Origin of the sequence: Pseudomonas viridiflava, from assembly GCF_900184295.1 — a bacterium.
GTDB lineage: Bacteria > Pseudomonadota > Gammaproteobacteria > Pseudomonadales > Pseudomonadaceae > Aquipseudomonas > Aquipseudomonas viridiflava.
This window is the reverse complement of record NZ_LT855380.1, coordinates 2984692-2998147: the sequence shown is the minus strand read 5'-3', so window position 1 is coordinate 2998147 and position 13456 is coordinate 2984692. Positions and strand designations below refer to the sequence as shown.

Genomic DNA, 13456 nt, shown 5'->3' with positions numbered 1-13456 from the left:
GGTAATCCTTAAAAACGGAGCGACGCATGTCGATTCAGCAAAAAAACGGGCACGTTCTGCCCGCGCGCGCCGCTGGCAAAATGGAAGCGGCCATGGCCGTAGGCAGCTTCGCCATCGGTACGGGCGAGTTCGCAATCATGGGCCTGATGCCTGACATCGCCAATAATCTGCACCTGAGCGAACCTCAGGTCGGTCATGCCATCAGTGCCTACGCGCTTGGCGTGATGGTGGGCGCCCCGCTGCTGACGATCCTCGGCGCCAAACTGTTGCGCAAACACATGCTGTTGTTGCTGATGGCGCTCTACGCGATTGGCAACGTGGCCACGGCCTTCACGCCGACCTTTGGCAGTCTGGTGGCCTTTCGTTTCATCAGCGGCCTGCCTCACGGAGCCTACTTCGGTATCGCTGCGGTGGTGGCGTCGAGCATGGTGCCGGACAATCAGCGTGCCGGCGCGGTGGCGCGGGTGATGATGGGACTGACCCTGGCGATGTTGCTGGGCAATCCGATCGCAACGTTTCTTGGCCAGTTCTTCGGCTGGCGTTCGGCGTTCGCGCTGGTGGGCCTGATTGCCCTCTGCACCATCGCACTGGTCTGGCAATTCGTACCGGACCGTCATGACGAGCCGCGCAGCGATCCGCGCAAGGAACTGGGTGCTTTCACCAAGCCGCAGGTGTGGATGGCGCTGGCCATCGGTGCCGTAGGCTTTGCCGGGATGTTCTGCGTGTTCAGCTATCTGGCACCGACCATGCTCGAAGTGACGCGCGTCTCACCACAGTGGATTCCTTTCGGGCTGGCGGCCTTCGGTGTGGGCGGCATCATCGGCAACGTCGCAGGTGGCAAGCTGTTCGACCGCATGCAGTTCAAGGCTGTTGGCGTGCTGCTGATCTGGTCGATGGCGGTCCTGCTGTTCTTCCCGTTCGCCGCCGGTTCGCTGTGGGGCGTACTGCTCGGCATCGCGCTGGTCGGCACCATGGTCGCGCTGGCCGCACCGCTGCAGATTCGCCTGATGGACATCGCCCACGAAGCGCCGAGTCTCGCTGCCGCCTCCAACCATGCTGCGTTCAACCTGGCCAATGCATTGGGTCCTTGGTTCGGCGGCATGGCGATCACCGCGGGGCTTGGCTGGACCAGCACGGGTTATATCGGCGCGGGCTGTGCGCTGGCGGGCCTGGGTATCTACCTGATGGCGCGACGCATGAAGGGTGATGAATAGACACGGGCGGCTGAACAGCAGCTTAAGAAGCGTCGATCTACACGCCAGCGAATCGTTGAATGTCGGATGATCGGCCTTCAACGATTCGTTTGCTGCCTGTGAGGACATTCTTTTGCGTAGATCGATGCTGCAGGGTATGGCCTTGTGTTGCGCCGTTCTCGTCACACCTTCGCTGTTGCAGGCTGCCGAGCATCCCGACGGTTTTGCAAAAGATGTCACGGGGGGCGGAAGTGCTGCCGCTGTGCATCCTGCGACGCTTGATGAACTCAAGCAGGCGTTGTGCAGCATGTACGATCATCGTGGTCATTGCACAGACGCCACACCACGCGTAGTAGTGCTGGACCACACGTTCGATTTTCGTGGCAGCGTTGTGGCAAACGGCAGTGCTACCACCACGGAGACCGGCTGCATGGTCAAGGCCTGTCCCAAGGGTGGATCGCAACTGGCGCTCAACGGGGCAAACAACTTCTGCCAGTCCAGGCCGCCTGCCTCCGTGACCTATGACAACGCCGGGTTGCAGCGTTTGAAGATCGGTTCCAACAAGACGTTGGAAGGCGTGGGAAAACAGGCAGGCATTCAGGGGATGGGCCTGTTCATCGGTAGCGGTGTCCACAACGTCATCGTTCGCAACCTCACCTTGTCCGACATCAATGCGCAGGTAGTCTGGGGCGGCGATGCGCTGACCATCGACGACGCAGACGGCGTCTGGATCAACCACAACACCTTCGCGCGCATCGGCAGGCAGATGATCGTGACCGGTTTCGGCGCGGCGTCCCATGTGACGATTTCCGATAACGAATTCGACGGCCGTACGCCCTGGTCCTCGACCTGCGACGGCCATCATTACTGGGTGTGGCTGTTCCTCGGCAGCCATGACACGTTGACGCTGGCCCGCAACTACGTGCATGACACCTCAGGCCGCGCGCCACATGCGGGGGGCATGCACGATGCTGCGGTCATCGCTCAGTTGGTCAACAACGTGTTTGCTCGCATGACCTATCAGGGCGCAATCATGTCGCGCACGCCCTCCTCGCAATTGCTGGTCGAAGCGAACGGCTTCGAAAGTGTGACACACCCGATGTTCAACGATACCCAGCAGCCGGGCACCGGGTTTGCCCTGTTCTCGACGGCTGCCGCTGCGTCTGTCGATGACGAATGCCAGCGCACCCTTGGCAGAGCATGCGCCGCCAACCTGCAACAACTGAGCGGCGACGACTATCGCCCGCAAGACGACGCGGTGCTTGAAGCGTTCGCGCCCTACCGTCAATACCTCGTGACGCCCTTGCCTGCCGAGAGGGCATTGGCGCAAGTGCCTCTGCACGCCGGTGCGGGCAAGGACTGATTTCGATTCCAAATGCCGAGAGTACGCCTGATGCAACGTTTGATCTGGATGCTGTGCAGCGCTTTTTGCTGTCTGGTCGGTCTTGCCGGCGAGGCACAGAGCGCATCCTTCGGGTTCGTTCGAACCTCGCCGCGGATTGTCGTGGACACCGGTAGTCAGTTGGTCTTCAGCGTGGACGAGCGCAACGGCGATCTGGTGTCCATGCGCTACCGGGGTCAGGAATTACAGACCCGCGAGCCCAAAGCGTCGCAGATTGCATCAGGCCTGGGTGCGGCGCAGGTGGATGTCAGGACCGTCGGCGATGTGGTCGTGATCAGCGCCCACGCGGGCGACCTGACGCAGTACTACATGGCGGTGAAAGGTCGCGATGCGATTTACATGGCGACGTACGCGCCCACTTTGCTGCCGGTTGGCGAGTTGCGATTTGTTGCGCGCCTCGATGTCGATAAGCTGCCCAAGGCCGATCACGGAACCGATTCCAACGTCGGCACAGCGATTGAAGGCAAGGATGTGTTCTTGCTGCCGGACGGGCGCACCAGTTCCAAGTTCTATTCGGCACAGCCCATGATCGATGACCCCATTCACGGCGTGAAAGGACCGGGCGTGGCTGTTTATATGCTCATGGGCAATCGCGAGCTCAGTTCGGGAGGTCTTTTTTTCAAGGACATCGCCACCCAGAAAACCGTAAAGACTCACGAGTTGTACAACTACATGTTTTCCAACCATACCCAGACCGAAGCTTACCGGGGCGGTCTGCACGGTGCGTATGGTCTGCTGTTTACCCAGGGAGAAGCACCGTCGGCCGTGCTGACCAACCTGGATTTTCTGAACGGCACGCTGGGGCTTGCAGGGTTTCTGAGCAGCGCTGAGCGAGGTTCGGTGTCAGGCCATGCCTCGGGAACTGTCCAAGGCACGTCACTTGTGGTCGGCCTGAGTAATGACACGGCAGAGTATTGGGCTCGAACCTCCACAACAGGTGATTTCCGTCTAGCCGATGTTCGTCCGGGCCGCTATCGATCGACGCTTTACCAGAACGAACTGGACATCGCACACAGCACGGTAGACGTTTCAGCTGGCCGCGTCACACAAACCAGTTTGCACGCCGAGCCGCCTTCGGGCCGAGTGAAATGGCAGATTGGCCTGCCCGATGGAACGCCCGCAGGCTTTCGTAACGCGGGACTTCTGCCATCGGCTCATCCGTCCGACGCGCGGATGGCACCCTGGACCACTGGGAAGTACACGGTCGGAACAAGCACCCTTGCCGACTTCCCTGCCGCACAATGGCGCGACATCAACAGTCCGACCCGGATCGACTTTGTGCTGGGCGCCAACGAACTGCACGATTATCGGCTGCGTGTGCTCATATCACTGGCTCAGGCTAGCGGACGTCCGCAACTGAGTGTCAACGGCAGCTGGCATGCGCCGGTGCCTGCTGCGTCGGTGCAGCCCGACAGCCGTGGGATCACCCGTGGAACCTGGCGTGGCAACAACGTCCCGTTCGAATTCGACATTCCGGCGTCTGCGCTGCACGCGGGTTCAAACTCGTTGGAGATCGGCGTTGCCTCCGGCAAGTCCGGCACGGGCTTTCTGAGTCCGGGCTTTGTCTATGACAGCGTGCAACTGGTTGAATAAAACCAGTAACCGCAAGCATTTGCCTTGATCGTTCATGGCTTCTCCGATGAGATACACAGATCAATCGAAACGGTGTCCAGACGATCACGTTGCAGGGTCGATAGACTCTGTAGTGTTTTTTCATAAACGGCATCGGCAGTGTCTTTCAAGCGCTGCCACTCCTGCAGGGTGATCACCTCGCGCAGCACCAGCTCGTCCGCCCGACGGATGAGGGTCTGATAAAAGTCGTCGGGAAGATCCAGGCGATAGGTATCGTCTTCCAGTAACAGGTGCCATGCCTTGAGTTCCATCTGCTTGTCGTTTCTGGTCATGGTTGCGCCTCCTGAGCCTGTTTTTATCGGCCGGGAAGTGAAAATAGGGACCACGGGGCATGAACCCGCGGTCCGTTGAAGGTCAGTAGCGATAAACAGCCGCAGCGCCCGTCTCACTGGGCATCGAGCGCTCAGGCGGGAGGACGATCACCTCCCCGCCATGCTGCATGACGGCCAGAATCATTTCGTCCAGTACGTCATCCGAACCGGGATCGTCGTCGCTCCGAATCGCAAGTTCGCCACTCATCCCGTCCATCACGCCATTCACCGTGCGTTCGGCTTCGACCAGCAGCAGGGCCACCCTGCCCTCGGTGGCGGCCCGGGCGATGTCCGGCAATTCGTTTGCGTTCAGCCGCTGTCCCACGGCTTTTTCGTAACGCCCCAAGGCCTGATTGAGCCTGTCATCGTGTCGCACGCCGATGAGTTCTCCACAAGCGGACGTCAACTGCGTCGCGGTAAGGGTCGCGGGATCCTGCTCGACGCCCTCGGGCAGCAAAAACGGGTTGCGACTTTGCGCCCTGAATACCGCCTGATTTTCAGGCAGTGCTACCAAAACAAGCGGCAGTTTCGAGACACGCGAACAGTGTTCGGTGATCTTGCGGTCGACGATGCGGAAAAACCGTTCCCGGTCGAGGTTGATTTCCTCCTGCTTACCGCTGCCGCCCGACTCATGCATCATCGGATCGCCACGTTCTCCACCACCGCTGAAGCCGTCCGGATGACCTCGCTGATCACGAGGGGTCAGGTCGTCGCCCAACGCCTCGATCTGATTCGTCGGTACCGCCTCCGGCAGACTGATTTCCTGCAGGCTCTGCATCGATCCTTCGTAGACACGCACGCTGTCGCGCGACAGACAAAGGGCCTGATAGCGGTCGGTCATCGGCGCTAGCCGCAACAGGGGTTTCAGGTAGGGATGGCTGTTGACCACGGCGGTTTCAGCCACCGCCTTGTGCAGGCCCACCACCATGAAATGTTCAAGGCCGCCAAAAATTGCGATGCCTTCAGGGCAGGCGTTCCAGAAAGTCTGATCGTCGATCAGCGCCTGGAACGGGGTGATCAATGCCTGCTTGGCTATCTGCGGGTAGTGCCGCTCCAGCAGGGTTTCCAGCTCCTTGATCAGATTCTTCAGCCGAATCGGATCCTGATTACGCTGCGGAAAGGTTCGATGCGTTGGCATGTACACACTGAGATTGGGACGTCCCGCCAATTCCAGAAGCGTGTCCAGGGTCTGCCGGGTAAAGGGTTGAATCTGAACCATGACGACCTCCTAGTCTTTGGCAAGACGAGACTGTTTCGCGAGGAACTCGTCTTCCAGCATGGCATCGATCTCGGCGGCCGAGTCCTCATGCACAACCGGAGCGGTCAGATGCCCGGTTGACTCGACTTTCGTAGACAGCTTGCCCACAAGGTGTTCCAGCGCATGGCTCATTTTGCGCGAAGCGCCAGCAACAGCCAGATCCAGACTGTCCGCCTTGTGGGTGACGGAAAGCGGCGTATGCCCCTTGGGTCGCGCCTCTATCTGGCAGCGCTTGTCCTGGGCTCCGGCTTTCTGTGCGTTGACGTCGCCTACGTGAATCTCGATCCGGGTCAGCAGATCGCTATAGCGCTCCAGTTCGTCACCGACTGTGCTGCCGACCCACTCCTGCAGCTCTGCGCTGCCTTCGATGTGATTACTGTCCACCTGTACTTGCATGTGATTATCCTCCGACACCGGCGCCCCACTGCGCCTGTGCCAGTAGAAATATCAGGCAGCCGATCGGTTCCTGAAAATGGATAACCGGTAAGTCGGCAGTGCTCAGGACATGATGGTGCGCTTCAACGCCTGCTGCCAGTGTTCATAGAGTTCAGGCACTGCATTGCGCCTGGGCTCGTAGCGCTGACGAGGACGTTCAAGGCTTGCCAGCGCGTCTTCATCCGGCCACCAGCGAAGCGCGAAACCTGCGAGATGCGCTGCGCCGATGGCGGAGACCTCAGGAGACAGGCTGCGGATAACCGGGCGTTGCAACAGGTCCGCCTGAAATTGCATCAGCCACTCGTTGCGCGTGGCGCCGCCATCGACCCAGAGTTCGCCCAGCGGGTCGGGACTGTCCTGTTCCATCGCGTCGAAAACATCGCGAATCTGGTAGGCAATGGCTTCCAGAGTGGCGCGCAGAATGTGTGCCCGGCTGGAGGCTTCAGTCAGTCCGCAAATCAGCCCGCGAGCCTGCGAGTTCCAGTGAGGCGCACCCAGGCCGCCGAGCGCCGGAACGAAATACACACCGCCGTTATCCGGCAACGCTGCCGCCTCGGCCGCCAGTGCGTCAATGTCGTCCGCCGCACCCAGCAAGCGTGCGGCCCAGCTCACTGCACCGCCGGTATGCACGATGTTCCCTTCCAGCGCATACGTTGGCGCCTCGGTGTGCCAGGCAACGGTTGTGGCCAGACCTGCACTTGAGCCCACCTGTCGGGCCATGGGCGTCATGAGCGACGAGCCCGTGCCCAGCGTGGCTTTCACCAGGCCCGGCGTAAATCCGCCCTGACCGAAGAGCGCCGCATGGGAGTCCCCGATCATCGACATGATCGCGATACCTGCAGGAAGCGACCCATGCGCTGTTGTCTCACCAAACAGGCCCGCGCTCGGGCGGATGTCAGGCAATGCCGCCAGCGGAATATTGAAAACCTCCGTCAACGCAGTGCTCCACTGGCAGGTACGCAGGTCCATCAGCTGCGTGCGCGCTGCATTGGAGGCGTCCGTGGCGAAGACCTTGCCACCGGTCAACTGCCAGAGCAGCCAACTGTCCACGGTGCCCAGGCATACCTCACCGTTCACCGCCCTCGCCTGTCCATCCGGCAACTGATCGAGAATCCAGCGCATCTTTCCTGCTGAGAACATCGGGTCCAGAGCCAGCCCGCTGGTTGAGCGGATCAGTTCGGCGTGGCCTTGCCGGGCCAGTTGCTCGCAGAAGTCATCGGAGCGGCGACATTGCCAGCTCACAAGCGGCGAAACGGGCTGGCCGGTTTTTCTGTCCCAGGCCAGAACCGACTCGCGCTGGTTGCTGATGGCGATGGCGGCAAGTGGCGCTGTGGTCTGGGCGATGCAGTGTTCGATGGCCGCGAGCATGGCGTGCCAGATCCCGGTCGGATCCTGCTCCGCGTAGCCGGGCCGGGGATGGGAAACGCTCAGTGGCTGCGACGAGCGAGCAACCACTTTGCCGCTGCGATCGATAAGGATCGCCTTGGCATTGGTGGTGCCTTCGTCCAGCGCCAGAATCAGGGGATCGAGGGAGGCCATCGCGTGCTTCCTGTTGTTATTGTTGTTTGTGTCTTGATGAGCGGACAAGCCGTTCAGCTTATTGCAACAGCGCCGTCGCCGCCGCAACAATCCCGGCCGCATCGATCTGATGCCTGGCACGTGTCGGCGAACGGCCACCGGCCGAGGCGTATTCGCCGTCCTGAATGCCCAGCCGAACCAGCGCAATGCCCAGTCCCGCTTCAGCCAGTACTTCTGCCACGATGCTGCCGGCACCGCCATTGACGTTGTGCTCTTCCACCGAGACCACGGCGCGAGTGGCGCACAAGGCCTGGAGCAAGGCATCACGCTGTAGCGGGCGGATGGAGGACAGATTAATGACCTGCGCGCTGATCCCCAGTTCTTCGAGACGAACCGCTGCGTCAACGGCTTCGTGAACGACCGAACCCAGCGCGACAATGCTGACGTCGTGTCCCGTTTTCAAGATATCGACCTGGCCAGGCACGAATCGGTAATCGGCCTTATGCAAAGCAGGCAGTGCCTTGCCGTCCAACCGGATGTAAACCGGGCCGTCATAGCCAATGGCGTAATCGACGATCTGCCGGCATTCCTCGCCGTCCGCTGGCGCAAAAATCTGCACGTTACCGAAACCACGCATGACCGAGATGTCATCGATGCTGTGGTGGGTGCTCGCGAGCGGGCCGTAGCTGGTGCCTGCGTTGAGGCCGAACATCTTGACGTTCGAGCGGTTGTAGCAGACGTCCACCTTCACCTGTTCATTGGCCCGGGAGATCAGAAACGGCGCGGCGTTGCAGGTGACGGCGACCTTTCCTGACAGCCCCAGACCTGCGGCAACACCCACCAGTGTCTGCTCGGCAATGCCTACGTTTACCAGGCGATCAGGAAAGCGCTTCATGAACGGGCCGATCTTTGCGGTCGATGTCGAATCGCTGACTACCGGGATCAGGTCGACACCGTTATCCACGGCATTGATGAACGCCTCGACCATGACCGAAGCGAGATGCGCTTCTGGCGCTACAGTGTGTTCAGTGGACATGATCAAGCTCCTTCAATGCGGCTTCTATTTCGTCACCCTTGGGTACGCGGTGATGCCACTCGGGCTTGTCCTCGATGAACGAAACGCCCTTGCCTTTCACCGTGTTTGCAATCAGGACCTTGGGGCCTCCGGACTGCTGCAGCATGGCTTCCAGCGTCTGGACCAACTGGGCGACGTCATTGCCATCGCACTCGCTGACCTGAAAACCGAAGGCACGCCATTTGTCCGGCAAAGGCTCCAGGGGAAGAATCTCTGCAGTTCGACCGGCGAGCTGCAACTGGTTGTGATCGACGATCACGATCAGGTTATCCAGTTGGTACTTGGCGGCCGTCAATGCCGCCTCCCAGTTGGAGCCTTCACCCAGCTCGCCATCGCCAGTCAGTACGAAGACATGCTTGCAGCTGCCGGACTTCTTGGCGGCAATGGCAATGCCACAGGCCACAGGCAAACCGTGCCCCAGAGCACCGGTATTCAATTCGATGCCTGGGGTTTTCTGGCGCACCGGATGCCCCGGCAGGTGTGAGTCGAAGTGCTGGTAGGTGTCCAGCCACTCGGCAGGGAAATACCCCGCTTCTGCCAGGCAGCAGTAAAGACCGCCGACACCGTGCCCCTTGCTCTGGATATAGATATCGCGGTCCGGATCGCTGAGCGTTGCGGGCGACACGTTGAGCAACCGGAAATACAACGTCGCGAGGATATCGGTCTCGGACAGGTCGGCCCCGGTGTGTCCCCCGGCTGGCGACTCGGCGTTCAGCTTGATGATCCTGCGCCGGATCGCCTGGGCAGTTGCGCGAATTTGCGGTACGTCATAGCGGAATGGATTCATCTCGATCCCCTGGTTGTGACCTGGACGCAAACCGGAAAATCGAGGCTGCGTCATTCTCGAATAATTATTCATGTATGAGAATATATTTGTATTTAGAGCCTAATCCGTTCCGTCGTCAATCCCTTCTGTCGACCTTTGGGTCGACCTGCCGCACATCCTCAAAGCGAAGAAAGCACTTGACATCCAAGAGCCACAGCAGGAGTCTGATTTAAAAATCACGTACGAATAATTATTCCGGCGTGCCAAATAACAACAACAAAACCCAGGAGAAGCCCGTGGACGCAAAAGCCCCGATTGGCTCGATCCCACCCAAACCCCTCACCCGCCTGGCACTGCGCCTGCCTCAGAACGTAGGCGGTCCGCTGATCGGGCTTGCGCTTTTGATCCTGGCGTTTTCGTTCACTTCCGAATATTTCTTCTCGGTCCGCAACGCCCTCAACATCCTCGACCAGGTCACTGTGCTGGGCATTCTTGCCATCGGCATGACGGCGGTGATCGTCATCGGCGGGATCGACCTGTCGGTCGGATCGGTGCTGGCGTTTTCCATGATGTTGCTGGGCTGGCTTTATCAGGATGTGGGCGTGCCGATGGGCTTTGCCATACCGCTGGCCATTCTGGGCGGCATGGTGTGCGGTCTGATCTCTGGAACGCTGATCGCCAAGGCCCGGCTGCCCGCCTTCATTGCGACGCTGACCATGATGTCGGTTGCACGCGGGATGGCGAATATCCTCACCGACGGACGCCAGATCGTCGGTTTTCCCGACTGGTTCACCAGCCTCGCAACTCAGCGTCACTTCGGCTTTCTGTCCGCAACCGTCGCGCTGTTTCTGGTGATGCTGGCCGTGGCCTGGGTCTACCTGCGCTTTCGGGCAGGTGGCCGCAGCCTGTATGCGATTGGCGGCAGCGCTGAAGTGGCGCGCCTGTCAGGCATCAAGGTCAAGAAAATTACCCTGTGGATTTATGCGTTGAGCGGCGCGCTGGCCGGACTTGCAGCCGTGGCCATGGCCGCGCGGCTTGATTCGTCGCAACCGAGCGCCGGGCTGACGCTGGAGCTCGATGCCATCGCAGCCGTGGTCATTGGCGGCGCCAGTCTCAGTGGCGGTGTCGGCAGCATCGGCGGCACGCTGGTTGGTGTGCTGATCATCGGTGTGCTGCGCAACGGCCTGAACCTGCTGGGCGTCTCGCCGTTCGTCCAACAGGTGGTGATAGGCGTAGTGATCGCCTTGGCGGTGACGCTGGACACGCTGCGCCGCCGCGCCAACCAACGTTGATTTTGAATGCTTTGCGATTTCTGTTCCCTGACCGCAGTACACAACAAAAACAATGGAGAACCGCTATGTTCGCGCCAAAAAAGCTGTTGCTGGGCAGTCTGTTCGCGGCTGTCACCCTTGCCACAACGGGCCAGGCCTGGGCTGAAAACCTCACCGTCGGCCTGGCTGTCGCCAACCTGCAGGCTGACTTTTTCAATCAGATCAAACAGTCGGTCGAGGCCGCTGGCAAGGAAAAAGGCATCAAGGTCATTACGGTCGATGCTCAAGGCAACTCGGCCACGCAGGTGAGCCAGGTTCAGGACCTGATCACGCGCAAGATCGACGCCCTCATCTATATTCCGGCAGGCGCCACCGCCGCCGGGGTTCCGGTCAAGGCGGCCAAGGCTGCGGGTATCCCGGTCATCGCGGTGGATCGCAACGCGCCCGACGCGCCGGGTGACACCTTCATCGCCAGCGACAGCGTCGCAGCCGCCCGTACGCTGGCCGAATACGTCGGCAAGGTAACCGGCGGCAAAGGCCGGGTTGCCATTCTTCAGGGGCAGATCGGCACCTCGCCTGAAAACGATCGCGCCAAAGGCTTCTCCGAAGGCCTCAAGAAATTCCCCGACCTGAAAGTCGTCGCCGAGCAACCGGCCGAATGGGCACAGGACCGTGGTTTCGCCGTCGCTCAGGACATGCTCCAGCGCGACCCGAACATTACCGTGTTCTTCGGCAGAGCCGACGCCATGGCATTGGGCGCGGCCCAAGCGGTCAAGGTCGCCAATCTGGAGCAGCCGGTGACTATCGTGGGCTTCGACGGTGATGTTGCGGGCCTCAAGGCGGTCGCCAATGGCACGCTGTCGGCCACCATGACCCAGCAGGCGCAGAAGATGGGCCGTCTGGCGCTGGACTCCGCCATCGCACTGAAGGAAGGAAAGACCGTGCCCAAGGAACAGTTGCAGGAAGCGATTCTGACGACCAAGGAAAACGTGGCGCCTTTCATCGCCAACCATCCTTGATTGGCCAGCACCTCTCAAGGTGCCGAACCATCCAGTCACTGCCCGGGAGAGCCCATGTCTGCCACCGCAATAGATCAATCGCAGCCTGCACCAAGGCTCAGCCTGCGCAATATCGGCAAGAAGTACGCGGCCATCGAGGTGCTTGCTGACATCGACGTCGATATCTACCCGGGCGAAGTGCTTGCCTTGCTCGGCGAGAACGGTGCGGGCAAATCCACGCTGTCTTCGATCATCGCCGGTCTCGTTCCGCCCGAGGCTGGCGGTTCGATGACCTGGCAAGGCGAAGCCTATGCGCCCGCCTCTCCCGGTGCTGCGCTGGATTCAGGTATCGGGCTCATCCATCAGGAAATCCGGCTGTTGCCGGAACTGTCGATTGCCGAAAACATGTTCGTGGGGCGTCTGCCGACTCGCTTCGGGCGTGTCGACAGAGCCTTCATGGAAGCCGAAGCGCAAAAGCAGCTGGATCGTCTAGGGCTGAAGGTTTCGGCGACCCGCAAGGTTGCGGGTTTGAGCGTGGCGGCACAGCAACTGGTCGAGATCGCCAAGGCGCTGACCCTCAAGGCCAGTCTGCTGATTCTCGACGAGCCCACGGCGGCACTGGGCGGCGAAGAAACCGAAAAGCTCTTCGCCCAGGTCGACCGGCTGAAAACCGAAGGTGTGTCGTTCATCTATATCAGCCACCGAATGGAAGAAATTGCCAGAGTGGCAGACCGGATACTGGTGTTGCGCGATGGTCGGCAGGTCGCCGTCCATGCCACCGCGCAGGTGCCGGTCCGGCAACTGGTCGCGGAAATGGTCGGCCGTAGCGTCGACCGGATCTTCCCGGTGATGAAGCCGGCCCAGTCAGAGGTCGTGCTGACGGTCAAAGACCTCAAGTGCCGGGAAATGGAATTTCACGATATAGACTTCTCGGTTTACAAAGGTGAGGTGTTCGGTATCGCAGGCGTCGTCGGGGCTGGCAGGACCGAACTGGTCCGGGCCATCGCGGGCGCGGCCGAGCACATCACCGGCACGCTGATCCTCGACAATCATCCTCAAAACTTCGAGTCACCGCACGAAGCAATCCAGGCCGGGATCGTTCTGGTGCCGGAAGATCGCAAGCAGCAAGGCGTGGTGGTGGATCACGCCATCGAAGAAAACCTGATCTATGGCAATACCGACCTGCTCCCGGGCCAGGGATGGATTTCTCCGTCCGGCTTGAGGGAATTCGCGCAGAGGGCCGTCTCGCGGATGGGCGTCAAAGGCCTGCCGGAACAGACGATTTCCTGCCTGTCCGGCGGCAATCAGCAGAAAGTGATCATCGCGAAGTGGCTCGCCCGTAACCCCAAGGTGTTCATTCTCGATGAGCCGACCCGAGGCATCGACGTCGGTGCCCGTGCGGCAATCTATGAGGTGATCGCCGAACTGGCCGCCAACGGCATGGCCGTGATTGTGGTGAGTTCCGACCTGGATGAGGTGCTGGGTCTGGCCAGCCGGGTCATGGTCATGAGCCGGGGCCGCCAGATGGGCATTCTGGACAAAGAGAACGCCACGCCTGTGGCAGTGATGGAACTGGCGACAGCCTAGGAGCCGATTT

12 protein-coding genes are annotated in these 13456 nt (G+C 60.5%); 6 read left to right on the top strand and 6 right to left on the bottom strand.

The genetic code is table 11. The features are described from left to right. Nucleotides 1-26: 26 nt before the first annotated feature. From CFBP1590_RS13535 to CFBP1590_RS13525, 3 genes are all read left to right on the top strand, one after another. Complete coding sequence (locus CFBP1590_RS13535) at nucleotides 27-1214, top strand: MFS transporter (protein WP_088235241.1); 1188 nt, start codon at nucleotides 27-29, stop codon at nucleotides 1212-1214. A 124-nt stretch (nucleotides 1215-1338) separates the two neighbouring features. Continuing rightward, nucleotides 1339-2556, top strand: a complete 1218-nt coding sequence (locus tag CFBP1590_RS13530; protein ID WP_231991869.1) for a pectate lyase family protein — start codon at nucleotides 1339-1341, stop codon at nucleotides 2554-2556. 30 nt (nucleotides 2557-2586) lie between these two features. After that, nucleotides 2587-4188, top strand: coding sequence for a rhamnogalacturonan lyase B N-terminal domain-containing protein (locus CFBP1590_RS13525; RefSeq protein WP_088235239.1), 1602 nt, complete (start codon nucleotides 2587-2589; stop codon nucleotides 4186-4188). Nucleotides 4189-4220: 32 nt separating this feature from the next. On the opposite strand, the gene CFBP1590_RS13520 is transcribed toward CFBP1590_RS13525, so the two are convergent. The 6 genes from CFBP1590_RS13520 to CFBP1590_RS13495 form a co-directional block, all read right to left on the bottom strand. Next, nucleotides 4221-4499 carry a hypothetical protein gene (locus tag CFBP1590_RS13520; protein WP_004882265.1) on the bottom strand — a complete coding sequence of 93 codons (279 nt, stop codon included), beginning with the start codon at nucleotides 4497-4499 and terminating at the stop codon, nucleotides 4221-4223. Nucleotides 4500-4581: 82 nt separating this feature from the next. Beyond that, nucleotides 4582-5757 (bottom strand): baeRF3 domain-containing protein, encoded by a 1176-nt coding sequence (locus tag CFBP1590_RS13515; protein WP_088235238.1) that lies wholly within the window; start codon nucleotides 5755-5757, stop codon nucleotides 4582-4584. A gap of 9 nt (nucleotides 5758-5766) precedes the next feature. Beyond that, nucleotides 5767-6192: an HPF/RaiA family ribosome-associated protein gene (locus tag CFBP1590_RS13510; RefSeq protein ID WP_088235237.1), complete on the bottom strand. Its 426-nt coding sequence runs from the start codon at nucleotides 6190-6192 to the stop codon at nucleotides 5767-5769. 102 nt (nucleotides 6193-6294) lie between these two features. Continuing rightward, nucleotides 6295-7770: an FGGY family carbohydrate kinase gene (locus CFBP1590_RS13505; protein ID WP_088235236.1), complete on the bottom strand. Its 1476-nt coding sequence runs from the start codon at nucleotides 7768-7770 to the stop codon at nucleotides 6295-6297. Nucleotides 7771-7828: 58 nt separating this feature from the next. Next, nucleotides 7829-8785: a transketolase family protein gene (locus tag CFBP1590_RS13500; RefSeq protein WP_088235235.1), complete on the bottom strand. Its 957-nt coding sequence runs from the start codon at nucleotides 8783-8785 to the stop codon at nucleotides 7829-7831. Continuing rightward, nucleotides 8775-9611: a transketolase gene (locus tag CFBP1590_RS13495; protein ID WP_088236412.1), complete on the bottom strand. Its 837-nt coding sequence runs from the start codon at nucleotides 9609-9611 to the stop codon at nucleotides 8775-8777. The genes CFBP1590_RS13500 and CFBP1590_RS13495 overlap by 11 nt, the downstream gene beginning before the upstream one ends. A gap of 275 nt (nucleotides 9612-9886) precedes the next feature. Between CFBP1590_RS13495 and CFBP1590_RS13490 the strand changes: the two genes are divergently transcribed. The 3 genes from CFBP1590_RS13490 (at nucleotide 9887) to CFBP1590_RS13480 (ending at nucleotide 13446) form a co-directional block, all read left to right on the top strand. Beyond that, the gene (locus tag CFBP1590_RS13490) at nucleotides 9887-10882 is read left to right on the top strand and encodes an ABC transporter permease (RefSeq protein WP_004882249.1); all 996 of its coding nucleotides are present in this window, start codon (nucleotides 9887-9889) and stop codon (nucleotides 10880-10882) included. Between the two features lie 65 nt (nucleotides 10883-10947). Continuing rightward, the gene (locus CFBP1590_RS13485; RefSeq protein WP_004882246.1) at nucleotides 10948-11880 is read left to right on the top strand and encodes a sugar ABC transporter substrate-binding protein; all 933 of its coding nucleotides are present in this window, start codon (nucleotides 10948-10950) and stop codon (nucleotides 11878-11880) included. A gap of 54 nt (nucleotides 11881-11934) precedes the next feature. After that, nucleotides 11935-13446 carry a sugar ABC transporter ATP-binding protein gene (locus CFBP1590_RS13480; RefSeq protein WP_088235234.1) on the top strand — a complete coding sequence of 504 codons (1512 nt, stop codon included), beginning with the start codon at nucleotides 11935-11937 and terminating at the stop codon, nucleotides 13444-13446. The last annotated feature ends 10 nt before the right edge of the window (nucleotides 13447-13456 follow it).